We start from the raw sequence: 25,881 nt of genomic DNA, 5'->3' as shown, positions 1-25,881 counted from the left end.
TCGATGGCCGCGCCTGTCGAAGTGCGCTTGCAGATGAGTTACCCGGACTTTCGCATGGACCTGGACCTGGTGCTGCCCGGCTCCGGCGTGACCGCGCTTTATGGCCCTTCCGGCTCCGGCAAGACCACTTGCCTGCGCTGTATCGCCGGCCTGGAAAAAGCCCCGCAGGGCGTTATCCGGGTCAATGATGAGGTGTGGCAGGACAGCGACAAGGGCGTCTTTGTTGCGCCCCACAAGCGTCCCATCGGCTATGTGTTTCAGGAAGCCAGCCTCTTCACGCACCTGTCCGTCAGGGAAAACCTGGAATTCGGCTTCAAGCGGATCGCCCGCAATCAGCGCAGCATTCAGCTACAGCAGGCTGCCGAGTTGCTGGGCATCGATCACTTGCTCGAACGGCGCCCCGATAATCTCTCCGGCGGCGAGCGTCAACGTGTCGGCATTGCCCGCGCCCTGCTGACCAGTCCGCGCCTGATGCTGCTTGATGAACCGCTGTCAGCGCTGGACAGCCGCCGCAAAAGCGAAATCCTGCCCTACCTGGAACGCCTGCATCGAGAGCTGGATATCCCGATGCTGTATGTCAGCCATGCCCAGGACGAAGTGGCGCGTCTGGCTGATCATCTGGTGGTGCTTGAAGCGGGCAGCGTGCTGGCCAGCGGGCCGATCCGGGAAACCCTGGCGCGTCTTGATCTACCGCTGGCCATGGGCGGTAACGCAGGCGTGGTGATCGAAGGCACGGTGAGCGCCTACGATCCTCATTATCAACTACTGACCATCACCCTGCCCGACAGCAAACTCTCGATGCGCGTCGCACACGCCAACATGCAACCGGGCACGCTGCTGCGCATCAAGGTGCAGGCGAGGGATGTCAGCCTCAGTCTGCAACCTGACGACCAGAGCAGCATTCTGAACCGCTTGCCGGTGGTGGTGATGGAGGAAATGGTCGCCGACAACTCGGCCCACGTACTGGTCAGGCTGGACGCGGGCGGAACGCCCTTGCTGGCCCGCATCACCCGTTATTCCAGCGATCACCTCAAACTGCATCGCGGCCAATCGCTGTGGGCGCAGATCAAGGCAGTGGCGGTACTCGCGTAATGGCGATCGGCTGCAAACCAGACGCAAATAAACGGCACCACCGCAAAACGTCGCGGTCAGTGTTTTTAACTGCCTCTGGAATTCCGCCATGCCTGACTCGACCATCATCAGCCCACTCGCCAGCGACCTGCATTACGTAGACGACAGCCAGCCGGGGTTCACGCGCAAGGTCCTGCGCGGCAAGTTCGCGTACTTCAATACCAAGGGCGAGCGCATCAAGGACGAGTCGGAGATCAAGCGTATCAACGCGCTGGCTGTGCCGCCCGCCTACACAGACGTCTGGATCTGCGCCGACCCCAACGGCCATCTGCAGGCGACGGGGCGTGATGCGCGCGGTCGCAAACAGTACCGCTATCATCCGCGCTGGCGAGAGATACGCGATCAGGACAAATACTCTCGCATGATCGAGTTCGGCCATGCCCTGCCCAAGGTACGCAAGCAGATCGAGGCACAGCTCGCCCAGCCTGGCATGGGTCGGGAGAAGGTCATGGCGACAGTGGTTTCATTGCTCGACGCCACTCTGATCCGCATCGGCAACAGTCAATACGCCAAGGAAAACCGCTCCTACGGCCTGACGACATTGCGCAACAAGCACGTCGAAGTGAAAGGCGGACAGATCATGTTCGAGTTTCGCGGCAAGAGCGGCGTCGAACACAGCGTCACAGTGAAGGACCGGCGCCTGGCCAACGTGATCAAACGCTGCATGGAGCTGCCCGGCCAGAACCTGTTTCAATACCTGGACGATGACGGCGTGCGTCATACCGTTACATCATCGGACATCAATGCTTACCTGCAAAGCCTCACCGGCTCAGACTTCACCGCCAAGGATTATCGAACCTGGGCCGCGAGCGCGCTGGCTCTGGCGACTCTCCAGAAGCTGCATTGGGAGCCCGAAGCCGACGCGAAAAAGCACATCGTCGACATGGTCAAGGCCGTCTCGAAACAGCTGGGCAACACCCCCGCCATTTGCCGCAAATGCTACATCCATCCGGCGGTGCTCGAGGGCTTCCTGCTCGGTAACCTGGCCAAACTCCCGCGCCTCAGGCAGCGCAAGGGATTACGCCTCGAAGAGGTCGCGCTGGCCAGTTACTTGCGCACGCTGGCAGACCGCATCGAGGCTGAGGTTGAGAAGGTCAAAGCCTGATCCTGCAGCCACTCAGCCCCGTCGGTCATTGCTCCGCTGTAACCGGCAGCCCCAAAGGCTCACTCTGGGGCTGCCGGTCTACTGTGTCGTAAACGTGAGAGAGCTCTTCGATGGTCGTCACAAGGTGACGCACCGCATGCTGAACCTCCACAAAGATGTCATCCGACGCGATGCCTGCGCAGTTCATACGCTGAACGATGCTCTCCAGTTCCGCACCGCCCATGCGCCTGCCGGTCAATAAATACAGTACATCCACGCCTACATTGGCTACCGCAGCCAGATAATCGGCTTTCGGAACCCGTTCGCCGCTTTCATACCTTCCCTGTGCATTGGCAGCGACGCCTCCGAAGTGTCCCAGTTCACGCTGTGAAAGCCCCAGACGCTTGCGCTCCTGCTTCAATCTTGTGCCTATATCGCTCATGTCCCTGCCGTCCATCCCCACTGTGAAAATCAATTCTCAAATCGAATCGTCCATGGATCGCCCGAGCCTGCCCGAGCGGACTCACTCACCACCGCTCGTCAGCGCCTTCAAGCGCCCGCCTCACTTCTCATCACGCACAGACTTTTCTCCTATAACGCCTGGAGGATTTCAACTGGCGCTTATCGGATCGACCCTGGCGAACAGGCAAAAGTGTCGAGAGATGTGTCAGTTCGGACCGATCAATTGACGTCCGGTAGTGCCTGGACGGCGGCTGCCCTCGCCACTCAGCCGCCCGTCACACGGGCAGCACCTCGTAGCCCCATGATTTCTCAAAGGATTTTTTCGACGCCTGTGTCACATCTTGTACGCGTAGAAGCGTGTGCGAGCTTGCTTAGGGATGGCGAGATGTATATATTCCCCGCTCTTGGCGCTACCGCCCCGATGGCGAAATTGGTAGACGCAAGGGACTTAAAATCCCTCGTCCTCTGGACGTGCCGGTTCGACCCCGGCTCGGGGCACCACATATAAAACAAGGGCTTGCGTGCTTTCAGTGCGCAGGCCCTTTGTTTTATTTGATCCGCAAAAACAGCTGTGGTCCGCAATTCTTGATTTTCCCTTCTCACGGAGTCCTTACAACGAGCAGCCGAACCTTTCGCGCAGGGTCCCTGCGTCAGCGTTGGCCAAATCCATTAACTTCCAGGCGGCGCCTCACTTCGATAGCAGGTTTAGTCATGATGGACGTCGTCGGATATCAATGACTGCCTTCACCGAAAGCCCCCACTCGAAGCTCTCGCACACCCGCTCCTGCCCAGAACCTGATGACGGCTCCTTTTCCGTGCGTCAACAATTGAACCTGACCAATGAGATCAGCCTGATTGTCAGCGCGCATGATGGGCTTATAGCCATGGGCCTTATATAAAACCCAAGCGTCAGCTTCAGCTTCAATACGGAAAACATCCATTGGTTTGCCACCACGGGATTTAACAGTCGAGCCCCAGGATGTGGCCGTGTTCCGTGAAAACGCCAGGCGGCCGAAATAGCCCCGAAGGATGCTACGGGCCGGGAAGCACTTGCAGATGCACTCATGCCGCTTTCAAGAAGCGGTATTGGACTCAAGGGAGGCACTGAAATCGATATCGCGTTGCACATCGCAGATCAGCTTTTTCCGCACGGATATAAGGGTTCAAATCTGATCGTCCGCCAATGTGATCGTCACTCTTCTTCCTCATCCCTAGTTTCTTCCTCCTTGATCTCATCCTCGTCATCAAGAATCTCATCAGCCTCATCAATGATTTCATCCTCATTGATTAGCACGTACTCCTCACTGATTATCCCGAACTGCACGTTGCTGATCTCATCCTCGTCATTGAGGATCTCTTCCGCGTTTTTGGCAGCGGCCGTAGCGAATTCGTAATTGATCCAATAATCCTGTTCCGTGACCGTCCTGGATCCTTGCAGATTTTCAAGACAACGTTGCAGGGCATGAACAATCAGGCCGTCTTTCAGCGCGACTTTAGCGACTTCGGGGCCTTCATTGAGCCTGATAGTCTCTTCGAGCTGTTGAACTTCAATGATCTTTTCCTTGAGCGCCTGCTTTGCGAATGCGTCGCGATCGAGGATCCTGCTCCACAACCTGTCCACCAGCCTGACTGCCATCTTGAGCTCCGTTGATCCGGCGTCATGCCGGTCATCCGTAATACCTCATCCCCAATCGACTTACCACCTTATGCGCAGGCAGCAGGGAGCTTCGATGTAAAAAACAAAGTTGTTCAATAATGGTTTCCAGATTTTCGATATAAGAGCGTGCCCCGACAAACTGATCACATCTACCGTTCCTGATTTTGCCCCCTCTCGGCGTCCTGCCGACGAACACCACTCCCCAAAACAGCAATTTTCGATTACTGTATACCCATACAGCACTCGAGAAATGCATCTATGGACACAGATATCGCCGACGATTGGGCTTACAACCCGACCGAAGAACAAATGATCCGGCAGCGTGCCCATATCGTGAGTGAAGAAAACCGGCTGTTGCGCAGTGAGGTAAGCCGATATCGGCAGCACCTGGCCAAGATGATCGACATGCACAGCACCGCTTCGGCAGAGCGGGAAAAGCTTTCGACGAAGCTCAAGGCGGCGGATAGCCGGATATCCGATCTGCTGCGAAATGCATCCGACTCCTGGGGTCAGATCGATTCACTGAAACGCATCATCGACCATCACAGGCAGTTGCTCCGCACCGCCGACATCAGCCCTGAAAAATGGGGAGAAAATCCTTCACACGGTGCCCAGTCTGAAGGTGAGATTCCTCAGCCGCTTCGGGCTGTACACAGCTGATCCCGACCTTGCCCCGGTTCTGTCGGGGCGATTCGCTGACAGCCTGCTGCGCGAGCACAGTCACAGGTTCCAGATATAGTCTGCTTAAACGCGACCGCTCATACCTTCAGCCACATCCAAGGCTTGATCATCCCTACCAAAGCCGCTAATTTATCTAGCACACTACATAATAGCCAACTAGATAAATGCCAAATCAAAACCACACCCCCACCCGCAGAGAAGTCGGCCAGCAGCTGTCGTTCGCGCTCTATAGCGCAGCGAACCGGATGGCGCGGTTGCACAAGCCGCTTCTGGAGCCGTTTGGCCTGACGTTCCCCCAATACCTCGTGATGCTGGAGCTTTTCAGCGCCGCGCCTCGTGCAGTGGGCGACCTGGGTACGAAGCTGGGTATGGACACCGGCACGATCACGCCGCTTTTGAAGAGGCTTGAGCTTCTGGGCGTCGTGACTCGCACCCGTGATCGGGCCGATGAGCGCCGGGTACTTGTGGCGCTTTCGGCCACAGGCGAAGCGCTGCGGCATCAGCTCTGGGGCATTACCGAGAAGATCGAATCAGCGTGTCAGCTCACAGCCGAAGGGTTGCTGGACCTTCGTGACACGCTCAATGCATTCGCTCACCCAGCCAAATGACAGCAAGGAGTTTATCCAAATGAAAGTCGGAATTATCGGCGCAGGCAATATCGGCTCTACCCTCGCCCGCAAGCTCGCTGCCTGCGGCCATGACGTCAAACTGGCGAATTCGAAAGACCCTCAGAGCATCCAGGCGCTTGCCAATGAACTCGGCGCACGCGCAGTCACCAAGGATGAGGCGGTAGCAGATGTGGACGTCATCATCCTTTCGATACCCTTCGCAAAATACCCGGATCTTCGCGACACGTTGAGCAAAGCTTCCGAGTCAGTCGTCGTCATTGATACGTCCAACTACTACCCGGTACGTGACGGGGCGATCAAGGAAGTCGATGATGGCAAGGCAGAGAGTGTCTGGATCAGCGAGCAAATTGGCCGTCCTGTCGTCAAGGCGTGGAATGCGGTGCTCTCGGCGACGCTGATTGAACAAGGCCAGCCCGCCGGCTCCTCATCACGCATAGCCTTGCCTGTAGCGGGCGATGACGTGAACGCAGTGGCAATTGCGCAGCGACTTGTAGAGGATACGGGCTTCGATGCGCTGGCCACCGGCGATCTTGAAAACTCGTGGCGTCAGCAGCCAGGCACACCCGCCTACTGCACCGAATTGACGCTGCCAGAACTCGAATTGGCTTTGGATGCAGCGGATAAAGCACGCGTGCCTCAAAACCGGGATGCGTTGTTTACCCGGTTCACGACTTCTGGTGGCCAACTGACTCGCGAACAAATGGTCGCTTCCAATCGTGCCATGACGGCATGAAAAGCGGCCGATGTACCCTCAGTCAACGAGGAATGCACCGATGAAACTCGAAGAGATGGCCCTCCCGCCAGCGATAAAGACCGAGGCAGCCCGTATTGCGCAACGAATCGAAATCGCTGACGGCTTGCTGGAAATGGCGACGGCAGGTGGTGTCGGCGAAGGCTTTTTAATAGGGCTGGCCTGTGCCGATACAGTGTCGGCGCAGGGTATCGAAGCACTTGAAGATCTGTTCAGTCAGGTCATGACACGCAAGCTGGCTGAAGCTCGTAAACAGTTGTAAACAGCACTTCGCAAAAGACCCCGCTTGGGCGGGGTCTGGCGCTCGTGACGTACTTCAGGCGCCGCTGCCCAGCGACGGAACCTCTGTTTCATCAACCGGAGGATTGACCGGCATGTCCGGGTCGTCACTCAGGTCGTTGCGAGAGGTGTCTTCGTCATCAGCCTGGTCGCTTTCCTTATCCGGATAAACCTCTTCCTCGCTACCGGGCTTTGCCGGACCGGGATAGGCGTTTTCGGGACCATTGTCTTCAATACTCATGATTAGCTCCTCAAACATGTGCCGCAGGGTATCTGCGCTTACAGGTGAGAAAATAGCGGGCAACTGGAAGTGCCTGAAAACAGACAAGCGGAATCAGAACGTCTTATGTGTGTTGACTTGGGTGCGTCTGTCAGACTTTGGCGCCAACCGGTGAGCGGTCTGGCTCGCGGCTTGCTACAGGGAGCTATGACTGCGCCAGAACGATGTATTTCTGGCGTGTCAGCCACCCTTTGGAATGCCGTTCAGTCATCAGGAGATGCACCGTGTCAACTCTCAGTGAAATCGCAGCGAACCACGCGAAGCACTTATCAGCACTGGAAACTGAGTCGGCTCGGCTGGACGCGCCCTGCACGCCTGTTTTACAGGTCTTTGAAACGCCGTCATTCCTGACCATCGAGCAAATGCCGCCGCACGCCATCGCGGCCATCAACGAAGCTATTCAGACACAGGCCACCGCCTACTCACTCTGAACCTGAAAAAAACTGTCGGTGCCAGGAGTTCGGCGCCGGCTGATACAACTGGCGAACCTTCGCCGACGAACTGCACACAACATTTGCTCAGGTCCGCCGATAGAGGTATCGGTCGATATTTTCAAGGAGAGAAACACATGCTTTTCACGGACACTCAGATCAATCAGGCGCTCGAAATCTTCATCCGTCGCGATGAACAGCTTCAGCAGGAGCTGGCCAACTTCAATCGTCACCCAGGTGGTTTGTTCATCAGCGAACGTCGTGCGGAGCACGCACGGTCAGCGTTCCTGCGGGCAGCACAGGAACGCGACACAACGCCTCATGACTTTGCCCTGAGGCTTCTGGCCCGCACGCCTTCGGAGCTGGAGCAATTGCGCGAAGAACGTCGGATGCGGATGGCGGGCTGAGTCAGGCGTCCGGGTCCGTTTCGGAAAAGTTGACGTCAAACACCTGATAGAACGCGTTGGGCGTATCCGCTACGATCCAGAGCAGGATAAGCACGTGGTGTCCTGTCTTGCTGATTGGCAAGACAGCTGACACCTTTTCGTCAGGTGTCATGCTCTGATCGAAAGGTTCAATAGGACTGATCGTTTCATAGAAGGGCTCCCGGTCGAGCTGTGCACGTGTAATAGGGGCGTTCTCATCCCAGCCATCTTTGGTGATAAACCAGCGATAGCCGCGCGTAATATGTTCGGCCATGTACTTCCATTCAACGACAAAATCAGCACCCGGCTTGACCGGCAGGACAGTCCAGCCTGGATCACTTTCTGGATACTTCTTCAGCAGTTCCTGATTGGTGAAATTCAAGTCTCCACGGTTATCTTCCTTGTGGCCCCCGCTTAAAATGTATTCGTCAGGGGGCGGCTCTTTACTGGGCACGTCTCCGGTATGCCCCGGGAATGGACCTGCTTCAGTTTCAGGAAAGTTTTTACCTCCTTCCATTTCATCGACTTCCCATTCCTGCAAAAAGCGAAGCTCAATTGCTCGCGAGCCTCGGCTGGCAGGAGAGATGACCCAACCGTGCTTCGGCTTCTTGGTGTTTCTGTCATCAGTCATATTCGTCACCTCCATCATTAAAAACAGGCTGTACTACCTGCCCAATGATTGAAACTCCACCCCTGGCTGCTGACCACCTCTCAAATCTGCCAGTACCTTATGGCTCAGGCACTGCCTACCAGCATTGCAATTCACCCGACAACATGCCTCCCTGCCGTCTAGCTGTGAATGAAGCCTCAACGGATTGCCCCGAATGCATCGCCGCTTACGACACCCGATGAATTATTTTCGCCCCGTTCTTGACATGCCATTCGAACCAGTACAGAATTGCGTCCATTCCCGACTGGGGAATTGAAAAAAACCCTTAAGATTCAACGGGTTGGAAGACAAAGATATTTCTCTTCCGAAAAGTTTACTACGTTTGATGCAGCGGTAACGCATCAGATGTTTGAGGCCGAGTAGCAAAATGGTTATGCAGCGGATTGCAAATCCGCCTACGCCGGTTCGATTCCGACCTCGGCCTCCACTCTTGAAAACCCCGTCAGTTTCGATTGACGGGGTTTTTTATTGCCTCACAGAAATGCGCTGACGTCAGAGCATGGGCACGATCAGTAGTTACCTGATCACGCCCCTTCGTTCTGCGTCGAAAACTTGCCGGGCGATCAGTGTTGCAACGGCTCGTAAGGCTGGAAGAAGCCACTGCCCACCCATTTCGGTGTCTTCTCGGCCGTCAGCGGTTCCGAGCGCTGGTAGCTGTTGGCGCGTTTCGAATAGCCCTTGTGGTCGTACTCGGCCATGTACGGATACGGGAACACCTTGCGCGTGCGACCGCGATTGGAAATGTCTTCTCTGGTCATGAACGCTGGCAGGCTCGCTGCAACAACCTTGTCGACCGGCTTCGGCTGGTACTGACGGGCAACGATGGCGCCAGGAGCCTGACCTTTTTCCACCCAGGCCATGATCGGAGTCAGCAGGTCTACCTCGCTCGGCCCTTCTCCACGACCGCAATGGTAGACGCCGGGCAGCATGTACAGCCGCGTAAAGGATTCAGTGCGCGCCTTGCCCATGTGAGCCTCGACCGCCTCGTGATAGGCCAGGGTATTGAGGGGCGAGACCTGCGGATCGGCCCAGCCGTGCCAGAGGATCAGCTTGCCGCCACGGCTGGCGAAAGGCGCGAGATCGGGATTGGTCGCGTCGTACAGCGCATGCAGCGGACGCAGACGCTCGAAGGTGCTTTTGTCAAAGCGCAGATCGGCCAGCTTGAAGTCTGCCGGAGGGTTGTTTTCGAACACCAGGCTGCGAATGGACTGCTCGGCGATCTGTTGACTGACGATAGGCTGATCAGCAGAAACAGGCACAAAAAGACCCGCCCAGGCCAACTCCGAACCGGGTTGCGGACCGCCCACGATCAGCCTTTCTCCGCTGGCCGGATCTTTCGGGCCGTCGTAGATACGCCGCGCGGCCTCCACTTCCGGCGCCGTTAGGCATTTGGCGGTGTCGGCAGACACTTTGCACTGCACCACCGAGGGGTCGAAGCGGCAGAGCCTGGGATCGGAGATCAGACCATCAATCTGTCCATCCAGCACATCGCACTGCGCCAGCACCGCCTTGTGCAGGATCGGCAGGCGGGACGCCAGGATGATCGGCTTGCCATCAGGACCGGTGTTGGCGCGTGCTACCCAACCGTGAAACAACACTTTCTGCACCTGAAAATTCAGCGCAGCGGCGCCCGCGATGATGCCATTGAAGTCTTCCGGGTAGCGTTGCGCTTCGACCAGCGCTTCACGGCCGCCGTCCGAACAGCCGGTGAAATATGCGTATTCAGCCTTGCGGCCATAGAACGTCTGGATCAGCTTCTTCGACGCCAGTGCCGTGAGGTGTACGCCGCGATGGGCAAAGTCCGCACGTTTCTGCGGATCGTCGCCGAACGTGGTGTCTACCGCCTTGTGCCCCATGTCGGTGGACGCCACGGCAAACGCGCCCGTCTTGAGCGGCTTGCAACTGTCGGCAACGCCCGGCCTTGAATCACTGTGGCCACAAAAGCCGCCGCAGCCGACCTGCAGATAACGTTGCGCCCAAGTGGTCGTCGGCAGTTCCAGCTTGAAACCGATCTGCGGCGCCAGCAAGCCTTCCACGGCACACACCGCCACGCCATCACGGCTGGATTCGCTGGCTGACACCACTCGGCTGCCGGAGCCGCCAATATCACTGAGATCGGTCTGGGTCAGCGCCGCGCAGGCAGTGACTGGCGTGACGACGGGCAGTTGGGCCAGGTTATCGGCCACGTTCGAGGACGGCGTTCGGGCCAGCGCCGGGGTCAGCGGAAAGAAAGAGATGACCAATAGCGCAAATACGCTGGAACGACTCGGCATCGTCGGTTTCATGAGAACTCCTGTTCATGATGGATCAAGACTGCAGCGCGAGCGGGCAATGCCCGACCGCGCAGCAGGTGTCATTAAAACGTTTGGGGCGTCTCTCGATTCAAAGGTTAGCCAGGGAGATGATTACAGATTCCGGCGTTCATCCATGACGTTGTAAACGGTGACATGGAGGCTCTGCGCCGAGGCATGCAGGCGGGTCACACCATTGGGGAGGATGTTGATTGTGCCCATCGTTCCGCGCTCGGCGTTATACACAGGTCCGCCCCAACACTGATCGTGCCCATCACTCTGCGTGGGTATGCCGNGTGACGCTCCGCGTCACAAATGGCACAGACTGAGGATTCAGTGAGCCGAGCGCATGACGTGGATAACGCTGGAGCTTGGCCACGCACCTGCGCCACATTCCAGAGCGGACGCGGAGCGTCCTGGGAGGCATTCCCACGCGGAGCGTAGGAACGATCAGCGTGATCTCAAGCACGCCGATCATGCCCATGCCTGTGCTCAGCGTTATACCCGAGTCCCGCTGCGTTTTGCGCGCCTTGCGGATTTGTGTACAACGATGAGCACAGAGCGGGGGGGAAAGCTCGTCATCGTATTCCACGAGGACGCTCAGGCGCTCTGCGGCTCTCGCTGGCGAGCCAGCGCCGCCAGATCACGAAACCCCGCGCCCGGATGAGGTGCCTGCAGACGCGGCCCGCTGTCGAACAACTTTTCGCGCAGCGTACCCTGGGCGTATTCGGTTTTGTAGACACCGCGCTTCTGCAACTCTGGCACCAGCAGGTCAACCGCATCGATGAAGGTTTCATGGGTCAGCGCGTAGGCCAGATTGAAGCCATCGACATCGGTGTCTTCGACCCATTCCTGCAACAGATCGGCGACGGTTTCCGGGCTGCCGACGAACAACGGGCCAAAACCACCGATGCCGACCCAGTCGGCCAGTGCCTGTGGGGTCCAGATGGTGTCGGGGTCGGCGGTAGAAAAGGTTTCCACGGCTGACTGGATGGCATTGGTGTGCACATGCCTTAGGGGTTCGTTGGGTCTGAACTGGCTGAAGTCGATGCCGGTCCAGCCGGAAATCAGCGCCATTGCGCCCTCATAGCTGACCCAGCTTTTGTACTCCTCGAACTTCGCTTTCGCCTTGGCATCGGTCTCGCCCAGGATCACGGTCTGCAGGTTGAAAATCAGCACGCTGGCCGGATCCCGACCCGCTTCGGCCGTTCGCCGACGAATGTCGGCAACCGTTTTCTTCAGCAGCGCTTTCGATGGCGAGGCGACAAACACGCATTCGGCATGCTCGGCGGCGAATTGCTTGCCCCGGCTGGACGCACCGGCCTGATACAACACGGGCGTACGCTGTGGCGAAGGTTCGCACAGGTGGATGCCGGGTACCTGGAAATGCTTGCCAACATGACCAATCTCATGAATTTTGCTCGGGTCGCTGAACACGCGTCGCTCCCGGTCGCGCAGAATAGCGCCCTCTTCCCAACTGCCTTCCCAGAGCTTGTAGCAGACCTCCAGATACTCTTCGGCGTAGTCATAGCGGGCATCGTGTTCGGTCAGGGTTTTCTGGCCCAGATTCTTCGCCCCACTTTCCAGATAGGACGTCACAATGTTCCACCCTGCCCGGCCTTTGGTCAGGTGATCCAGAGTCGAGAGGCGTCGGGCAAACGGGTACGGATGCTCGAACGACAGTGAAGCAGTCAGTCCGAAGCCCAGATGCTCGGTGACCAGCGCCATCGGCGGAATCAGTTGCAAGGGATCATTGACCGGCACCTGCGTGGCCTGGCGTATCGCCGCCTCGCCGTTGCCGCGATAGACGTCGTAAATACCCAGCACATCGGCGATGAACAGGCCGTCGAACTTGCCGCGCTCCAGAATTTTTGCCAGATCGGTCCAGTACTCCAGGTCCTTGTATTGCCAGGAACGATCACGTGGATGCGCCCACAGGCCCGGCGATTGATGGCCGACGCAGTTCATGTCGAAGGCATTGAGGCGAATTTGACGGGACATGCAATCACTCCTGAAGCTGGGGCGGCGCGACGCCGTTGAGGCGATGGTTGCCCAGCACCTGATAGTGCCAGCGCAGCGGTTCGCGACCGGTCTGCGGCGGCAGGGACTGACGCTGGCCGGTCAGTTCATGCTGGACGTTGTCCACCGCCAGCAATGCATCGGCACTGGCAATGACCGCTTCGGTGCTGGCGATCAGACGCTGTTCGGGCGAGCCGTCAAGCGTCTGTGCCCGCTCCAGCAGTGCTGCCGCCAGGTCGATGCGAATCTGTAGATCGCCGATCTTGCCGATCACATAAGGGTCCTCGACGATGCGCTGCACATCGCTGAACGCCCAGGGCAGGCCCTGTTCACGCAAAAAATCGAGGGTCTGTTGCAAGCCTCGCCGTGCGTCGCTCAGGTCTTCGGCAGCGACTGCCAGTTGGGTGTCGATAGTTGGATGAGACAAATGACTGCTCCTCGATCAGTTCCAGGCATGGCGCGGCGGCGCGACACCGTTGAGTACGCGATTGCCGATCAGGTGATATTTCCAGCGGGCGGGGTCATGAAGCGTGTGGGTTCTGGCGTTGCGCCAGTGGCGATCCAGGTTCAGCGAGCCCAGCACAGAGCGGGTGCCAGCCAGTTCGAACAGTTTGCTGCTGATCAGCAAGGCAATCTGCGCCGACAGCACCTTGGCCTGAGCCACCACCACCGAGGCGTGTGCAACGCTGGCTTCACTGGGTGCGGCCAGTGCCTGATCGATGGCTTGCCCGGCCTTGGCCAGAATCGCGTCTGTGCCGTGCAGCCTCCATTGCAGATCGCCGATGGTTGCGATGCTGAACGGGTCCTGCCAGCCGAAGTCCTGTTTGCTGTCGATCCATGGCCGCGCAAGACGCGCATGCCTGAGGGTTTCCTCGAACGCGCCGTGGGCGATGCCAGTATCGACAGCCGCCTGAATGATCTGCGAAATCGGGCCATGAGCCGTGGGTTCATCGAACGCCCGATGCGCCGGTATCACGGACGTCCTGGGGACTCTCACCGCCTTCAGGACCGCACCGCCGCTGGCCGTGGTGCGCTGACCGAAGCCGTCCCAGCTGTCGATGATCGTCAGCCCCGGATTGTCGCGCTCCACAAAGGCGATAAATGCGTTGTCCTGTTCATCCACACCCACCACCGGCACGATGTGAGCGAACAGTGCTCCTGTGCAGTAGAACTTCTCGCCGTCCACCACTGCGTGTTCGCCGTCGAAGCGGATGCGCGTCTGAAAGGTGCCAGCATTTTTGCTTTTGGATTCCGAAAACGCGTTGCCGAAGCGATAGCCCGACAGCGCCTTGGCAAAGTAATGGCGCTTCTGCTCTTCGGTTCCAGTCTGCAACAGGATGTCGAGAATACCGAGATGATTCTGAGGAATCTGTCCCAACGAAGGGTCGGCTGCGGAGATGATCTTGATCACCTCGGCAACCGTCACATAAGACACTCCCGCGCCACCGTAGGCCTTGGGCACAGTGATTGCCCACAGGCCGCTGGCGGAAAACTCATCCAGTTCGGCAACGGGCAGACGACGCTCGCGGTCACGAACCGACGCCTCTTCGGCAAAACGCACAGCCAGCGTTCTGGCGACCTCAATGGCCTCGGCATCCGATGCAATGACATGGGCCCTTGGCGGGCTTTTAACCGGTTGGGTCATGGGCAGGCTCCTGATCATCGATAACAGGTTGAAAACGATTCAACCCACATGTTTCAGGTAGTGCACAGGTCATGCCTAAAAGGTAATCCAATTAAAAACAATGGGTTGTGAGATATTCTTAAAGTGGAAAAAGTATTTACATGAACATATTGTTCGAACGCTGTTGCTGGAAGAACAGCAGCGCACTCAATGCGCTGCTGCACCCAGATAGTGATGATGAATGTCCTCGCGCGCGGCCAGCTCTGCGGCAACGCCGGATTCGACCACCCGGCCGTTCTCCAGCACATACGCGTAGTGCGCGTACTCCAGCGCAAGACTGATGTTCTGCTCGGCGACCAGCAGACTCAGCCCCTCGTCGCGATTAAGCCGTCCCAAAATATCGAAGATCTCTTCCACCACCTGCGGCGCCAGCCCCATGGACGGTTCATCCAGCAGCAACAGGCGAGGCCCGGACATCAGCGCCCGCCCGATGGCCACCATCTGCTGCTCACCGCCCGAGGTGTAGCCTGTGAGGCGCTTGCGCAACAGCTTCAGCCGGGGAAAGTAGCCATAAACCTTTTCCAGTCGCGCCTTGAGTTCGGCCCGCGACGGTCTGGCAACAAACGCGCCGATCAGCAGGTTCTGCTCAACACTCAGGTGCGTGAAGCAGTGTCTGCCCTCCAGCACCTGCGACAGCCCGTTACGCACCAGCACGGAAGGATCACTGGCGGTGGTCGTCTGGCCCTGATACTGAATCCGGCCGCTGACCACCTCGCCACGCTCGGCGCGCACCAGACTGGAAATCGCCTTGAGGGTCGTGCTTTTGCCCGCCCCGTTGGCACCCAGCAGCGCAACCATCTGACCCTGCCGGACCTGCAAGCTGATCCCGCGCAGGGCGAGGATGGATTGCTCGTAAAACACCTCGACCTGCTCCACCGATAACAACACCTCGGCAGACAGGCTGGCGTGCGGGGTCGAACTCATGGCCTTATTGCTCCTGGCTGCAGTTGCGCGCAGTGATGCCTTTCTCCTTGGCGTACTGTGCCGCAGACGCTTCGATGATCGGCCGCAGCAAGGCGCGGTCGGCCTGCACCCAGTCACTGATCAGATTCCAGCGCTGCCCGTCCCACTGCTGAAAACGTACCGCACCGCCGCCTTCGTGATCGGCACAAGACAGCTTCAGCGGCTGCACCAGCCCTTTTGCACCCAACGCCTGCAAGCGCGCATCGTCCAGATTCAGGTGCTCGAAGCCCCAGCGCACCTGCTCGCCGGTCAGCGGTTGATTGCCAAAACGGGCCTGAGCGATGCGCAGCGCCTCGACATTGAGAATGCCGTTCACCACGCCCAGGTTGTAGTACACCGTACCGAAACGCTTGGGGTCGGCCAGATTGCCCTGTCCCTTATCGAGCACCGCGCTCTTGATGCCCTGCAGCACCGGGAAGTCAGTGCCGGACGGGTGCGTGGTGATGGAGATGAAACCCTTGGCGGCTGCGCCTGCGGGGATCACGTCCTCCTCTGAATTGCTCCAGATGTTGCCGATGATGTGATCCACCGGGAACCCGACCTTCTGCGCCGACTTCAGCGCCACCGGGTTCATCACGCCCCAGCCGCGCAGGATCACCCAGTCCGGTTTTAGACGGCGGATATTCAGCCATTGGGATTGCTGCTCGTTGCCGGGATGCGGCACTTCCAGTGTCGTCAGCTCGAAACCGTAATGCCTGGCGAGGGTTTCCAGGACGCCGTTGGTTTCCTTGCCATAAGGAGAGCCGTGATAAAGCACCGCGATCTTCTTGCCCTTCAGAGACTCAGGCCCGCCTTCACGCTGACCAATGTAATTGACGATGGCCGACACCTCGGAATACGGGTTCAACTGCAGCGGGAACACATACGGGAACACGCTGCCGTCGGTGGAATCGGTGCGTCCGTGGTTGATGGTGATCAGCGGCAGCTTGTCGGCCGTGGAACGATCGAGCGTGGCGTAGGCAATGCCGACCGACAACGGATTGGTCGCCGCCGCGGGAGCGCCATTGAGGCCGCCCTTCAGGCGCTCGTAGCATTCGACGCCCTTCTCCACCACGTATTCGGTTTCGCATTCTGACCAAGTCAGTTTGACGCCATTGACCCCGCCATTGGCATTGACGTATTGCAGGTAATCGATGAAGCCACCGAAGAAACCGGTGCCGCCAGCCGCATAAGGCCCGACCCGGTAACTTTGCAGAGGAAAATACTGTTCGTTGGCGGCTTGGACAGTCGTCGACAGTCCGCCAGCCAACAAGGCCAGCCCCAGCATCAGGCGCACTACGGATGTTCGGGGTTTCATGGGCAGATCCTTGAAGGTTTGAGGTTGTTGTTGATGTGAGGGAAATACTTACTCGCAAACGATCGATCAGTAGCGCAGCGGCCAGATCCGCGCACGCTGACGAAAGCGCTGCCACAGGCGCGCCAGTCCTTCGGGCTCCTTGATCAGAAAGATGATGATCAGGGCGCCAAAAAGTATTTTCTGGATGTTTTCCAGCTGTCCGGAATCGATCAGGCCGACGGGTAGCAAGGCGCTGATATGGCCCAGCAGAATGGGCAGCAGCACAATGAAGGCAGCACCGAAAAAATTGCCGGAAACGCTGCCCAGCCCACCGATAATGATGATGAACAGCACCTGAAATGAGCGGTTCAGGTCGAAACCATGGGGCTCGACCGTGCCCAGATAGGCAAACGCCCACAGCGAACCGGCAACCCCCAGATAGAAACCGCTGATCGCGAACGCCAACAATTTGGCCTTGAACAACCGGATGCCAATGACCGCTGCGGCGGTGTCCATGTCGCGCACCGCCATCCAGGTGCGACCCAGCTCACTGCGGATCAGGTTGTTGGCCAGCCAGAACAACGCGGTCACCAGCGTCAGGGTCAGCAGATAGCGACCTTGCGGCGAGCTGAAATCCAGTCCCGCCACGCTCAGCGGTGGCGAGGTGATCACGCCCGATGCGTTGTCATTGGTAAACCAGCTGAACCGGGTCAGCACCCACTCGACCACGAACTGCGCCGCCAGCGTCGATACCAGCAGGTAGAAGCCTTTGATGCGCAGGCTGGGCAGCCCGAACAGCAGCGCCACAGCCGCCGCGACCAGCCCACCGAAGACAATGCCCAGCAGCAACGGCGTGCCCGGTACGCGCAGTTGCAGGTTGTAGGTGGCGAACGCACCGACGGCCATGAACGCCGCAGAACCCAGCGACAGTTGCCCGGCGTAACCGGTCAGCAGGTTCAGGCCCAGACCTGCCAGCGAAAGCACCAGAAACGGCACCAGAATCGCGCTGAACCAATAGTCGTTGCCGGTCAGTGGCACGACGACAAAGGCAAATCCCAGCAAGGCCAGCAGCCCGACCCGGTCCTGACGCAAACGAAACAGTCGACGCTCGGCGGCGTAGGAGCCTGCCAGTTGTCCGGCTTCTCGATAGAGCATGGCGATGATCCTTATGGAAAGTCAGACGCGCTCGATGGTCCGCTCGCCGAAAAGGCCGGCGGGACGTACCAGCAGAAACAACAGGGCCAGCACGTACGGCACCCAGTTTTCGATACCGCTGCCGATGATCGGGCCGATGTAGATTTCAGCGAGTTTCTCGGCCGCGCCGATAATGAGGCCGCCGACGATGGCGCCGCCGATGGACGAGAAGCCGCCGATGATCAGCACTGGCAACGCCTTGAGCACCACCAGTGACAGGGAGAACTGCACGCCGAGCCGCGCGCCCCACAGCAGTCCCGCCACCAGACCGACAAACCCTGCCACGGCCCAGACCACCGCCCAGATACGCGGCAGACGGATACCCACCGCCTGCGCGGCCAGCGGATCGTCGGCCACGGCGCGCAGGGAAAGACCGATGCGGGTGCGGTTGAACAGAACGGACAACGCGATGACCAGCACCGCCGCAGTGCCTGCGGCGAACAGGTCGAACTGCGAGAGCAACATGCCGCGAATTTCCAGCGGCTCGTCAGGGATGCCCAGGTCCAGACCGTGAACCTGGGCGCCCCACAACGCCTGCGCCAGGCCTTCGATCATGTACGACAGGCCCAGCGTGGCCATGAACAGTATGATCGGCGGACGATTGACCAGCGGCCGCAGGACCACACGCTCGATCAGCAGCGCCAGCACGACCATGCTCGCCAGCGTCGCCAGAAATGCCCACCCGAACGGCAGACCACGCTCCAGCAGACTGACGAATGTCAGGGCCGCGAACAGCACCATCGCTCCCTGAGCAAAATTAAACACGCCGGACGCCTTGTAGATCAGCACGAAACCGATCGCCACCAGCGAATACATCACCCCGGCCAGCAGCCCGCCAATCAGTACTTCAAAGAAAAATTCCATGGTTCAGCTACCTCTTCAAACAACCTGTAAACCACTGAAGAAATTCTATTTTTCCTTGTGGGAGGCGGCTTGCCGGCGATGCGGTGTTTCAGGAAAATCGCGTCATCGTTCATCGCCGGCAAGCCGCCTCCCACAGTCCGTTGTTTGCTGCGCGACATCGCTAATCCGAAGCAGAACGGCGTGTGCCGAGATACGCGGCGATCACCTGCGGGTCGTTGCGCACCTGCTCCGGCGTGCCATCGCCGATCTTGCGGCCGTAATCCAGCACCACCACGTGATCGCTGAGGCCCATCACCACACTGATGTCGTGCTCGATCAGCACGATCGTGGTGCAGAGTTCGCGGTTGATGTCGCGAATGAACTGGCTCATCTCGACCTTCTCTTCAGCGTTCATGCCTGCCATCGGCTCGTCCAGCAGCAACAGGCGCGGTTCTGCAGCCAGGGCACGCGCCAGCTCGACGCGCTTCTGCAGGCCATAGGAGAGCTTGCCGACCAGTGCGTGGCGCCATGGATGGATGCGCAGGAACCGAATCACCTGCTCGGCGTGGGCGCGTTGCTCATCGTCTTCGGCAGGCGCCCGCCCCACCCGCAGCATCTGCTCAAGCCAGGTACTGCGACGCTTGAGGTTGCGACCGGTCAGCACGTTGTCCAGCACGCTCATGCCCTTGAACAAGGCGATGTTCTGAAACGTTCGGGCAATGCCGCTCTCGGCGGCCTGATGCGGGCGCATGCGCTTACGGGTCGTGCCTGCGTACTGAATGGAGCCGCTCTGCGCCCGGTACACGCCATTGATCACATTGAGCAGCGAACTTTTCCCCGCGCCATTCGGCCCGATCAAAGCGCATATTTCACCCGTAGCTACTGAGAAACTGATTGAAGTAACGGCTTTAACGCCTTTGAAAGACAAGGAAATATCATCGAGCGTCAGCAGCGGTGTAGACAGGCGTGCGCTCATGCCGACGCTCCCAGCAGAACCGGCAGCTGATAGCCATCAATGGCGGCTTCAAGCATTGGCTTGACCTGAGCAGCTGTATTCAGTGGGCGAGGCAGAATCCCCAGCGCAGCAAAGAACGCATGGCTCTGCGGCGTCAGCGCTTCACCGGCCAGTAAAGGCTTGCTCAGACTGCTCATGCCCAGCACATCCAGCAACGGACGACGGATCAGCCAATAGCCGAACTGGCGTCTGATCACGCCTTGGGCAGGCACCATTGCCCACCGATACAACGCGTGGGCGAATGTGCCTGGCAACGGCAAGCGTTCCCTTGCCCAGAGTTCGAGCCGCGCATAGGACTCCCGAGTGCCCAGTACCAGCGTCGGCCCCAGTTCGCGCCGGTCGTTATCGAGGGTGCTCAGTGACTCAGGGAAATTCAGGCAGAAACCGGCCACCAGCCAGGGCGCCAGCAGGTAACGGGCCTGGCCGCTGGCGGCAAATACGCGGGCCGCCAATGCCTGGTCGCGCTCGGTGATGGCCTGGATGTCGATCAGTTGCCGAGCACCATTGAGCAAGTCGGCATGGGTCAGTCGCTGCTCACCTTGAGGCGTCTGAAAGACAAACGCACAGGCTGCGGCGTCGATCAACGGCTTCCGGATCCCTTTAGCAGCGGGCTTCAGCAACTCGGCATAGTCAACCAGACGCGCATCTTTCGCATCGTGCAGGCCGCGGTCGTCCAGCACGATCACCACGTCAGGTTCGGCATCGCTCAACTGAGCGACAAGCTCAAGGTTCTGCACGACCGCGTAACGAGGCTTGACCTTCGCCAGCCAGTGGCGATGGTCCATCGACGGCTCTATCAGGCTGACACTGCCGCCCAGCGCCTGCGCCGCCAGCGTCAGTAATAACGCCTCGGCGTTGGCTTCACTGATGATCAGCAGACAATCCGTCGCTTTGAACCCTTTGAGATGCAATGCCTCGGCGAGATGGTCAGCGTCCTGCGCCACCTCGCCCCAAGTACGCGTCTTCCAGATGCCAAGCTTTTTGTAACGCAGAGCGATCTGTCTGTTACGGGTCTGAGCCTGGATCAGCAATGCCTGAGGCAATGAATGCGGCATGAAGGTTTCCGTCGAGAGGGGATCGAAGGAGCCATAGCAGCGAACGTGCCATACCGGGAAAATCATGCAGATCAATGACTTGCGACGCCTGAGGCAAACCGGGTGCTGTTCGGTTTGCAGCCAAGCTGTTGAGGCGCTGTTGCGCGGCCAACATCTATAACGGCCATGGAATTAAATAGTCTTTAAAATCAATATATTAGATTCAGGCACAGACTATGCAATGACCTGAGCGACCTTTCATTGGCCGAGTGCCAATCTTCCAGCGCTCAGGAGTACTGCATGACTTTATCGACCGACGCCAACCCACTGTCACTTGGAACCGACTACGAAACCCTCGCCCACCGCTTCCGCCCGATCTTTCGTGAGATCGGCGCGGGTGCGGTCGAGCGCGAAAAAGGCCGCGCCCTGCCCCATGAACCCATTGCCTGGCTCAAGCAGGCAGGCTTTGGCGCGGTCCGCGTGCCCAAGGAATATGGCGGCGGCGGTGCCTCGGTCGGTCAACTGTTTCAGTTGTTGATCGAACTGGCTGAAGCGGACTCGAACATTCCGCAAGCATTGCGCGCGCACTTCGCCTTTGTCGAAGACCGCCTGAATGCGCCACCAAGCCCGGACCGGGATAAATGGTTCGCGCGCTTTGTTGCAGGTGATCTGGTCGGCAACGGCTGGACCGAAGTCGGCGCGGTGAAGATTGGCGACGTGATCACCAAGGTCAGCGCCCAGGGCGCCGGCTTTGTGCTCAACGGCCGTAAGTTCTACAGCACCGGCAGCATCTTCGCGGACTGGATCGACGTGTATGCCCAACGTGCAGATAACGGCGCCGACGTGATCGCCGTGGTCGATGCGCGCCATGCTGGTGTGCGTCACAGCGATGACTGGGACGGATTCGGCCAGCGCACCACAGGGAGCGGCACCTCGGTCTACGAGAACGTGCCGCTGCCCGCCGAACACGTGATCCCGTTCGAGCAGCGCTTCAAGTACCAGACGGCTTTTTATCAGTTGGTGCTGCTGGCCGTACTGGCAGGCATTGGCCGGGCCGTCGAGCGCGACATCGCTCAGGAAGTACGTGATCGCAAGCGCGTGTTCAGCACCGGCAATGCCGACAGCGTGAGCCAGGACGCTCAGGTCCAGCAGGTGGTCGGGCAGATTGCAGCGCAGGTCTACGCGGCCGAGGCGGCTACCCTGCGTTCGGCGGAACCTCTACAGCGCGCTTACGTGGCCCGGTTCGGCAACAACGCTCAGCAGGAGAAAGACGCCAACATCGCCGCCGAAATCGAAACCGCCAAGGCGCAGGTGATTGTCTCGGAGCTGGTGCTGCGTGCAGCCACCGACCTGTTCAACGCGCTCGGCGCATCGGGTGTCAGCGTCAACAAGGCCTTGGACCGCCACTGGCGCAACGCACGCACGGCGGCGTCGCACAATCCGCTGATCTACAAGGCACGCATCGTCGGCGACTGGCGCATCAACGGCACCGAGCCGCCTTATGTCTGGCAGATCGGCAACGGCTCGGGCAAGGCCTGAGCCGCTTTTTCAGTGAGTATCCTGTAACAGGTGGCGACTGGCGAAACTGAACGCCAGCACCAGAAAGATCAGCGCCCCGGTCGCGACCTGTTGCCAATAGAAATTCCAGCCGATCAACAACAAGCCATTGGCAATGACGTTGATGAACAGCACACCCAACAGCGTTCCGACGATGTTGGGCCGTCCCTGACGGCTCAAGGTGGTGCCCATGAACACTGCGCCGATGGCGCTGATCAGGTAGGCGTTGCCTGACATCGGCACGTAGGCGTTGACGGTCGAGCTGAGCAGAATACCCGCCACCGCGCAGGCCAGTGCGCTGCCGACAAACACCTGAACGGCAATGCGTCGGATCGACAGACCCGAGTAATAGGCCAGCTGTGGCTGCGTGCCCACCGCCAGAATCTCGCGCCCCAGACGCCCACGCGCCAGCACCACCCCGTAGACGCCCGCCAATAACGCCACCAGCCAGACCGGCAACGGCAGGCCCAGAATCACCACGCCGGTGATGCCAGGCAATACACCTTGAGCGATGTAGATCGGTTGCCCGCCATCCGACAACAGTTGCTGCACGCTGGTGCCGATGAACAGCGTGCCCAGCGTCGCTAGAAACGGAGAGATGCGCAGACCGGCAATCAACAGCGCGTTGAAAGCTCCTGCAGCGCCGCCCGCCAACAAAGCAACGACCACTGCAGCACCCAGCCCGTACCCGCCATTGAGTGCGACCACGAACCCCAGGCTGGCAAAGTCCACTGCGGTGCCCACCGACAGATCGATACCGCCTGCCGCCACCGCCCAAGTCATGCCCACGGCGACGATTGCCAGCAACACGAAGTTGTTCAGAATCAGGCTCGACAGGTTGCCCCAGCTCAGAAAGCTCGGTGCCTCCAGCGCGAAGAACACCAGAATGACCAGCAGCAGCGCCGGTAACGTGCCCGTCAACAGTCGCGGAAGAACGTTGTTGCGTACCGATGACGCCGTCATTGTCAGCGTACTCATTGTTCACCCTCCGTTTGGCCGACAGCGCCAGAAAAGGCCACGACCAGCAGAATCAGCACGCCTTGCACGCCGTTGACCCAGAAGCTGGAAATGTTCAGCAACTGAAAGCCGTTGATGAGAAAACCCAGCAACAGGGTCGCCAAAAGCGTGCCGGGAATGTTGGCGGTCAGCCGTCTGGAGAACACCGAGCCGAGAAAGGCGATCGCCACAACCGACAGCAGCAGGTCGCCAGAGCCGGTCGTGCTGCCGCTGAACACCGCCGCAGAGCAGAACGCCCCCAGTGCTGCGCAGGTTCCGGCAATCAGGTAAGTGGAGAACACATAACAACGGGGGTTCAAGCCAGCCGCTTTTGCCGCCAGCGGGTACTCGCCAATGGCGTAAAGACGCAGGCCATAGGCGCTGTGCTGAATGAGCACATGCAGCACGGCGGCCACACTCAATAACATCCAGGCCAGGGCCGGTACGCCCAGCCACTCACCCGATGCCAGCGCGTCCAGCAGTGCAGAGTCGGTGGCCAGCACGGTGTTCTGGGTCAGCACCAGCTCCAGCCCTGCGACCAGGTTCATGCTCGCCAGGGTTGCCAGCAACGGCGGCAAGCGCAGAAGCACCACTGCCAGCCCATTCACTGCACCGACCAGCAGACCGCAGCCCAGCGTGAGCGCCACTGCTTGCCAGGTTTCCAGCCCTGCGTTATTGAGGCTGCTGTAGACGGCCGCACACAATCCCAGGTTGGCCGCCAGCGACAGGTCCAGCCCACCGCGAACCACGTTGGAGCCGCCGCCGATGACCACGCAGGTCAGCCCCAGCGCGAGAATGCCCAGCACAGCCGACTGGGCAAACACGTTGCTGAGATTGCCGATGCTCAGGAAGTTGGGCGCACTCAGGGCAAACCCCAGCAGAATGATCAGAAACACCAGCAGCGAGCCACGCTGCGCCAGACGCAGCAGCCAGCCTGCCGACGGGTTTGCTGACTGATGAAGGGAAATTTCAAGCCCTGACATGTTGGCGCTCCTCATGGGCATGATCAAAGACGGTCTCGCGCTCACTGGCCCCGGTGGCGCAGGCCAGCAACTCATCGCTATCGGTGGTGCGCGCGTCGAACTCCCCGGCGATGCGACCCCGGTGCAGCACCACGATGCGCTGTGTGATGCCGATCAGTTCCGGCAGGTCCGAGGACAGCACCAGAACCGCAGCGCCGCCCTCGGCCAGTCGGGCGATAAGCCGATAGATTTCGGTCTTGGCGCCGATATCGACACCCACGCTTGGCTCATCCAGCAAGTACAACGACGACTGTCGGCTGAGCCATTTGGCCAGCGCGACTTTCTGCTGATTGCCACCGCTGAGCGTTTGCACCGCGCTGCCCTGCCCCGACGTCTTGATCACCAGTTCATGGATCAGCCGTTCGCTTTCGCGAACCTGCGACTTGCCGTCCAGCAGCCCCCAGCGGCTGAACCGGCCCAGACTCGCCAGTGTGATGTTTTCCAGCACCGACAGCGCCGGGGCGACGCCGTGGCTGCGACGCTCTTCCGGCACCAGCGCGATGCCCTCACGGATAGCATCCCGTGGCGACTTCAAGTGCAGCGGCTTGCCGTTGAGCAGCAGCTCGCCACGCGAAGGCTTGACCAATCCGAACAGGCTCTTGAGCAGTTCCTTGGCCCCTGAACCGACCAGCCCGGTCAGACCGACCACTTCGCCGCGACCCACTGTGAGGTCGATGCCGTCATAGGCGTTTCCCGAACCCAGTCCCTTCAATACAAGGACCGGGGCGCCCGGTATGGCCTGCGTCCGGGGATACAGCTCGCCCACCTCACGATTGACCATCAGCCGGGCAATCTGCGCGGTACTGGTCACGGCCGGATCGACCACTGCCACGTCGCGCCCGTTGCGCAGCACTGTCACCTGATCACAGAGCGATTCGATTTCCTGCAGGTAATGCGAGATGTACAGAATCGTCAGCCCTTCATGGCGCAGGCGACGCACGATGGACAGCAAGCGGTCTACTTCCCGCTTCACCAGCGACACGCTTGGCTCGTCGAACACCAGTATTTTGGGTTTCGCGATCAGCGCGCGAATGATCTGCACGATCTGCCGCTGGGCACTGTCCAGATCGCGGATCAGCGCCCCTTTGGGAAACGCCATGGCGAAATAATCGTGGATCAGCCGCGCAGCCTCACGCTCTTGAGCGCGACGATCCACCAGCAGGCCATGCCTGATTTCCTGACCGAAGAACAGCGCCTCACCCACCGTGAAGCTTGCGGGCAGCAAACGCTCCTGATGAATGAACTGCACGCCCAGCGACTCGACCTGACGCGGCGTGAAGGCGTCGAAGGACTGGCCATGAACGCTCAGGCTGCCCTTGTCGGCCTTGTGTATGCCGGCCAGCACCTTGATCAGGGTCGATTTGCCCGCGCCGTTTTCACCGACCAGACCATGAATGGTGCCCGGCTCGACGCGCAGATTGACCGCATCCAGCGCCTGGGTCGCGCCGAAGCGTTTGGAGATGCCTTGCAGGTGCAAGGCAGGCGGTGACGTCACTGAAGTCATGGT

At 59.4% G+C, this 25,881-nt stretch carries 27 protein-coding genes and 2 tRNA genes; 11 read left to right on the top strand and 18 right to left on the bottom strand.

Features of this window, described 5'->3' with window-relative positions; genetic code table 11:
* The first annotated feature begins 3 nt into the window (after window positions 1-3).
* Window positions 4-1,092 (top strand): molybdenum ABC transporter ATP-binding protein, encoded by a 1,089-nt coding sequence (gene modC / locus AO065_RS16675; RefSeq protein ID WP_004881899.1) that lies wholly within the window; start codon window positions 4-6, stop codon window positions 1,090-1,092.
* A gap of 88 nt (window positions 1,093-1,180) precedes the next feature.
* Window positions 1,181-2,236 (top strand): DNA topoisomerase IB, encoded by a 1,056-nt coding sequence (locus tag AO065_RS16670; RefSeq protein WP_004881898.1) that lies wholly within the window; start codon window positions 1,181-1,183, stop codon window positions 2,234-2,236.
* Between the two features lie 25 nt (window positions 2,237-2,261).
* On the opposite strand, the gene AO065_RS16665 is transcribed toward AO065_RS16670, so the two are convergent.
* Window positions 2,262-2,657 (bottom strand): helix-turn-helix domain-containing protein, encoded by a 396-nt coding sequence (locus AO065_RS16665; RefSeq protein WP_004881897.1) that lies wholly within the window; start codon window positions 2,655-2,657, stop codon window positions 2,262-2,264.
* Window positions 2,658-3,092: 435 nt separating this feature from the next.
* Between AO065_RS16665 and AO065_RS16660 the strand changes: the two genes are divergently transcribed.
* A tRNA-Leu gene (locus tag AO065_RS16660) sits at window positions 3,093-3,178 on the top strand.
* Between the two features lie 230 nt (window positions 3,179-3,408).
* On the opposite strand, the gene AO065_RS16655 is transcribed toward AO065_RS16660, so the two are convergent.
* Window positions 3,409-3,618 carry a hypothetical protein gene (locus AO065_RS16655; RefSeq protein ID WP_004881896.1) on the bottom strand — a complete coding sequence of 70 codons (210 nt, stop codon included), beginning with the start codon at window positions 3,616-3,618 and terminating at the stop codon, window positions 3,409-3,411.
* Between the two features lie 251 nt (window positions 3,619-3,869).
* Entirely contained in the window at window positions 3,870-4,313 is a 444-nt protein-coding gene (locus AO065_RS16650) for a hypothetical protein (RefSeq protein WP_004881895.1), read from the bottom strand.
* Window positions 4,314-4,643: 330 nt separating this feature from the next.
* On the opposite strand from AO065_RS16650, the gene AO065_RS16645 reads away from it, so the two are divergent.
* The 4 genes from AO065_RS16645 (at window position 4,644) to AO065_RS16630 (ending at window position 6,657) form a co-directional block, all read left to right on the top strand.
* On the top strand, window positions 4,644-4,994 hold the full coding sequence (locus tag AO065_RS16645) for a hypothetical protein (RefSeq protein ID WP_412778563.1): 351 nt from the start codon (window positions 4,644-4,646) through the stop codon (window positions 4,992-4,994).
* Window positions 4,995-5,179: 185 nt separating this feature from the next.
* Window positions 5,180-5,623, top strand: coding sequence for a MarR family winged helix-turn-helix transcriptional regulator (locus AO065_RS16640; RefSeq protein ID WP_032650854.1), 444 nt, complete (start codon window positions 5,180-5,182; stop codon window positions 5,621-5,623).
* Window positions 5,598-6,377 (top strand): NADPH-dependent F420 reductase, encoded by a 780-nt coding sequence (locus AO065_RS16635; RefSeq protein WP_074454558.1) that lies wholly within the window; start codon window positions 5,598-5,600, stop codon window positions 6,375-6,377. Before AO065_RS16640 ends, AO065_RS16635 begins: the two co-directional genes overlap by 26 nt.
* 40 nt (window positions 6,378-6,417) lie before the next feature.
* A complete protein-coding gene (locus AO065_RS16630; protein WP_004881891.1) occupies window positions 6,418-6,657 on the top strand; it encodes a hypothetical protein in 240 nt (79 codons plus the stop codon).
* Between the two features lie 54 nt (window positions 6,658-6,711).
* Here the strand turns inward: AO065_RS16630 and AO065_RS16625 are convergent, their stop codons facing one another.
* Window positions 6,712-6,915 carry a hypothetical protein gene (locus AO065_RS16625; RefSeq protein ID WP_004881890.1) on the bottom strand — a complete coding sequence of 68 codons (204 nt, stop codon included), beginning with the start codon at window positions 6,913-6,915 and terminating at the stop codon, window positions 6,712-6,714.
* Between the two features lie 263 nt (window positions 6,916-7,178).
* Here AO065_RS16625 and AO065_RS16620 point away from each other — a divergent pair, with 263 nt between their 5' ends.
* Together AO065_RS16620 and AO065_RS16615 are read left to right on the top strand one after the other, a co-directional pair.
* Window positions 7,179-7,385, top strand: coding sequence for a hypothetical protein (locus AO065_RS16620; protein WP_004881889.1), 207 nt, complete (start codon window positions 7,179-7,181; stop codon window positions 7,383-7,385).
* A gap of 137 nt (window positions 7,386-7,522) precedes the next feature.
* On the top strand, window positions 7,523-7,792 hold the full coding sequence (locus tag AO065_RS16615) for a DUF6388 family protein (protein WP_004881888.1): 270 nt from the start codon (window positions 7,523-7,525) through the stop codon (window positions 7,790-7,792).
* 1 nt (window position 7,793) lies between these two features.
* On the opposite strand, the gene AO065_RS16610 is transcribed toward AO065_RS16615, so the two are convergent.
* The gene (locus AO065_RS16610) at window positions 7,794-8,441 is read right to left on the bottom strand and encodes a lytic polysaccharide monooxygenase auxiliary activity family 9 protein (protein ID WP_004881887.1); all 648 of its coding nucleotides are present in this window, start codon (window positions 8,439-8,441) and stop codon (window positions 7,794-7,796) included.
* 392 nt (window positions 8,442-8,833) lie between these two features.
* Here AO065_RS16610 and AO065_RS16605 point away from each other — a divergent pair.
* Window positions 8,834-8,907, top strand: a tRNA-Cys gene (locus AO065_RS16605).
* A 136-nt stretch (window positions 8,908-9,043) separates the two neighbouring features.
* Here AO065_RS16605 and AO065_RS16600 read toward each other — a convergent pair.
* From AO065_RS16600 to AO065_RS16555, 10 genes are all read right to left on the bottom strand, one after another.
* Entirely contained in the window at window positions 9,044-10,765 is a 1,722-nt protein-coding gene (locus AO065_RS16600; RefSeq protein WP_004881886.1) for a tannase/feruloyl esterase family alpha/beta hydrolase, read from the bottom strand.
* 606 nt (window positions 10,766-11,371) lie between these two features.
* Window positions 11,372-12,772 carry an LLM class flavin-dependent oxidoreductase gene (locus AO065_RS16595; protein ID WP_004879468.1) on the bottom strand — a complete coding sequence of 467 codons (1,401 nt, stop codon included), beginning with the start codon at window positions 12,770-12,772 and terminating at the stop codon, window positions 11,372-11,374.
* 4 nt (window positions 12,773-12,776) lie between these two features.
* Window positions 12,777-13,217 (bottom strand): hypothetical protein, encoded by a 441-nt coding sequence (locus AO065_RS16590; RefSeq protein ID WP_004879469.1) that lies wholly within the window; start codon window positions 13,215-13,217, stop codon window positions 12,777-12,779.
* Window positions 13,218-13,232: 15 nt separating this feature from the next.
* Entirely contained in the window at window positions 13,233-14,435 is a 1,203-nt protein-coding gene (locus AO065_RS16585; protein ID WP_004879470.1) for an SfnB family sulfur acquisition oxidoreductase, read from the bottom strand.
* A gap of 186 nt (window positions 14,436-14,621) precedes the next feature.
* Window positions 14,622-15,398, bottom strand: a complete 777-nt coding sequence (locus tag AO065_RS16580) for an ABC transporter ATP-binding protein (protein ID WP_004879478.1) — start codon at window positions 15,396-15,398, stop codon at window positions 14,622-14,624.
* Window positions 15,399-15,402: 4 nt separating this feature from the next.
* The gene (locus tag AO065_RS16575) at window positions 15,403-16,734 is read right to left on the bottom strand and encodes an ABC transporter substrate-binding protein (RefSeq protein WP_004879479.1); all 1,332 of its coding nucleotides are present in this window, start codon (window positions 16,732-16,734) and stop codon (window positions 15,403-15,405) included.
* Window positions 16,735-16,800: 66 nt separating this feature from the next.
* Entirely contained in the window at window positions 16,801-17,868 is a 1,068-nt protein-coding gene (locus AO065_RS16570) for a branched-chain amino acid ABC transporter permease (RefSeq protein ID WP_004879482.1), read from the bottom strand.
* A 21-nt stretch (window positions 17,869-17,889) separates the two neighbouring features.
* Window positions 17,890-18,771, bottom strand: a complete 882-nt coding sequence (locus AO065_RS16565; protein ID WP_004879484.1) for a branched-chain amino acid ABC transporter permease — start codon at window positions 18,769-18,771, stop codon at window positions 17,890-17,892.
* Between the two features lie 160 nt (window positions 18,772-18,931).
* The gene (locus tag AO065_RS16560; RefSeq protein ID WP_080597874.1) at window positions 18,932-19,714 is read right to left on the bottom strand and encodes an ABC transporter ATP-binding protein; all 783 of its coding nucleotides are present in this window, start codon (window positions 19,712-19,714) and stop codon (window positions 18,932-18,934) included.
* A gap of 8 nt (window positions 19,715-19,722) precedes the next feature.
* Complete coding sequence (locus tag AO065_RS16555; protein ID WP_004879493.1) at window positions 19,723-20,820, bottom strand: AMP-binding protein; 1,098 nt, start codon at window positions 20,818-20,820, stop codon at window positions 19,723-19,725.
* A 279-nt stretch (window positions 20,821-21,099) separates the two neighbouring features.
* Here AO065_RS16555 and AO065_RS16550 point away from each other — a divergent pair, with 279 nt between their 5' ends.
* Window positions 21,100-22,338, top strand: coding sequence for an acyl-CoA dehydrogenase family protein (locus AO065_RS16550; RefSeq protein ID WP_004879494.1), 1,239 nt, complete (start codon window positions 21,100-21,102; stop codon window positions 22,336-22,338).
* Window positions 22,339-22,347: 9 nt separating this feature from the next.
* Here AO065_RS16550 and AO065_RS16545 read toward each other — a convergent pair whose 3' ends face one another.
* From AO065_RS16545 to AO065_RS16535, 3 genes are read right to left on the bottom strand one after another with little or no spacing between them, the layout of a single operon-like run.
* On the bottom strand, window positions 22,348-23,334 hold the full coding sequence (locus AO065_RS16545) for an ABC transporter permease (protein WP_004879496.1): 987 nt from the start codon (window positions 23,332-23,334) through the stop codon (window positions 22,348-22,350).
* A complete protein-coding gene (locus AO065_RS16540; protein ID WP_004879498.1) occupies window positions 23,331-24,335 on the bottom strand; it encodes an ABC transporter permease in 1,005 nt (334 codons plus the stop codon). The genes AO065_RS16545 and AO065_RS16540 overlap by 4 nt, the downstream gene beginning before the upstream one ends.
* Window positions 24,322-25,878, bottom strand: a complete 1,557-nt coding sequence (locus tag AO065_RS16535; RefSeq protein ID WP_004879500.1) for a sugar ABC transporter ATP-binding protein — start codon at window positions 25,876-25,878, stop codon at window positions 24,322-24,324. Before AO065_RS16535 ends, AO065_RS16540 begins: the two co-directional genes overlap by 14 nt.
* Window positions 25,879-25,881 lie beyond the last annotated feature (3 nt).

The organism is Pseudomonas viridiflava (assembly GCF_001642795.1).
Lineage (GTDB): Bacteria > Pseudomonadota > Gammaproteobacteria > Pseudomonadales > Pseudomonadaceae > Aquipseudomonas > Aquipseudomonas viridiflava.
This window is presented reverse-complemented; position numbering and strand designations above follow the sequence as displayed.

Excerpts from the sequence above, each read along its gene's own strand:
- modC (WP_004881899.1), top strand. The coding sequence starts at position 4 with ATGGCCGCGCCTGTCGAAGTGCGCTTGCAGATGAGTTACCCGGACTTT.
- AO065_RS16670 (WP_004881898.1), top strand. The coding sequence starts at position 1,181 with ATGCCTGACTCGACCATCATCAGCCCACTCGCCAGCGACCTGCATTAC.
- AO065_RS16665 (WP_004881897.1), bottom strand. The coding sequence starts at position 2,657 with ATGAGCGATATAGGCACAAGATTGAAGCAGGAGCGCAAGCGTCTGGGG.
- AO065_RS16655 (WP_004881896.1), bottom strand. The coding sequence starts at position 3,618 with ATGGATGTTTTCCGTATTGAAGCTGAAGCTGACGCTTGGGTTTTATAT.
- AO065_RS16650 (WP_004881895.1), bottom strand. The coding sequence starts at position 4,313 with ATGGCAGTCAGGCTGGTGGACAGGTTGTGGAGCAGGATCCTCGATCGC.
- AO065_RS16645 (WP_412778563.1), top strand. The coding sequence starts at position 4,644 with ATGATCCGGCAGCGTGCCCATATCGTGAGTGAAGAAAACCGGCTGTTG.
- AO065_RS16640 (WP_032650854.1), top strand. The coding sequence starts at position 5,180 with ATGCCAAATCAAAACCACACCCCCACCCGCAGAGAAGTCGGCCAGCAG.
- AO065_RS16635 (WP_074454558.1), top strand. The coding sequence starts at position 5,598 with ATGCATTCGCTCACCCAGCCAAATGACAGCAAGGAGTTTATCCAAATG.
- AO065_RS16630 (WP_004881891.1), top strand. The coding sequence starts at position 6,418 with ATGAAACTCGAAGAGATGGCCCTCCCGCCAGCGATAAAGACCGAGGCA.
- AO065_RS16625 (WP_004881890.1), bottom strand. The coding sequence starts at position 6,915 with ATGAGTATTGAAGACAATGGTCCCGAAAACGCCTATCCCGGTCCGGCA.
- AO065_RS16615 (WP_004881888.1), top strand. The coding sequence starts at position 7,523 with ATGCTTTTCACGGACACTCAGATCAATCAGGCGCTCGAAATCTTCATC.
- AO065_RS16610 (WP_004881887.1), bottom strand. The coding sequence starts at position 8,441 with ATGACTGATGACAGAAACACCAAGAAGCCGAAGCACGGTTGGGTCATC.
- AO065_RS16600 (WP_004881886.1), bottom strand. The coding sequence starts at position 10,765 with ATGAAACCGACGATGCCGAGTCGTTCCAGCGTATTTGCGCTATTGGTC.
- AO065_RS16595 (WP_004879468.1), bottom strand. The coding sequence starts at position 12,772 with ATGTCCCGTCAAATTCGCCTCAATGCCTTCGACATGAACTGCGTCGGC.
- AO065_RS16585 (WP_004879470.1), bottom strand. The coding sequence starts at position 14,435 with ATGACCCAACCGGTTAAAAGCCCGCCAAGGGCCCATGTCATTGCATCG.
- AO065_RS16580 (WP_004879478.1), bottom strand. The coding sequence starts at position 15,398 with ATGAGTTCGACCCCGCACGCCAGCCTGTCTGCCGAGGTGTTGTTATCG.
- AO065_RS16575 (WP_004879479.1), bottom strand. The coding sequence starts at position 16,734 with ATGAAACCCCGAACATCCGTAGTGCGCCTGATGCTGGGGCTGGCCTTG.
- AO065_RS16570 (WP_004879482.1), bottom strand. The coding sequence starts at position 17,868 with ATGCTCTATCGAGAAGCCGGACAACTGGCAGGCTCCTACGCCGCCGAG.
- AO065_RS16565 (WP_004879484.1), bottom strand. The coding sequence starts at position 18,771 with ATGGAATTTTTCTTTGAAGTACTGATTGGCGGGCTGCTGGCCGGGGTG.
- AO065_RS16555 (WP_004879493.1), bottom strand. The coding sequence starts at position 20,820 with ATGCCGCATTCATTGCCTCAGGCATTGCTGATCCAGGCTCAGACCCGT.
- AO065_RS16550 (WP_004879494.1), top strand. The coding sequence starts at position 21,100 with ATGACTTTATCGACCGACGCCAACCCACTGTCACTTGGAACCGACTAC.
- AO065_RS16545 (WP_004879496.1), bottom strand. The coding sequence starts at position 23,334 with ATGAGTACGCTGACAATGACGGCGTCATCGGTACGCAACAACGTTCTT.
- AO065_RS16540 (WP_004879498.1), bottom strand. The coding sequence starts at position 24,335 with ATGTCAGGGCTTGAAATTTCCCTTCATCAGTCAGCAAACCCGTCGGCA.
- AO065_RS16535 (WP_004879500.1), bottom strand. The coding sequence starts at position 25,878 with ATGACTTCAGTGACGTCACCGCCTGCCTTGCACCTGCAAGGCATCTCC.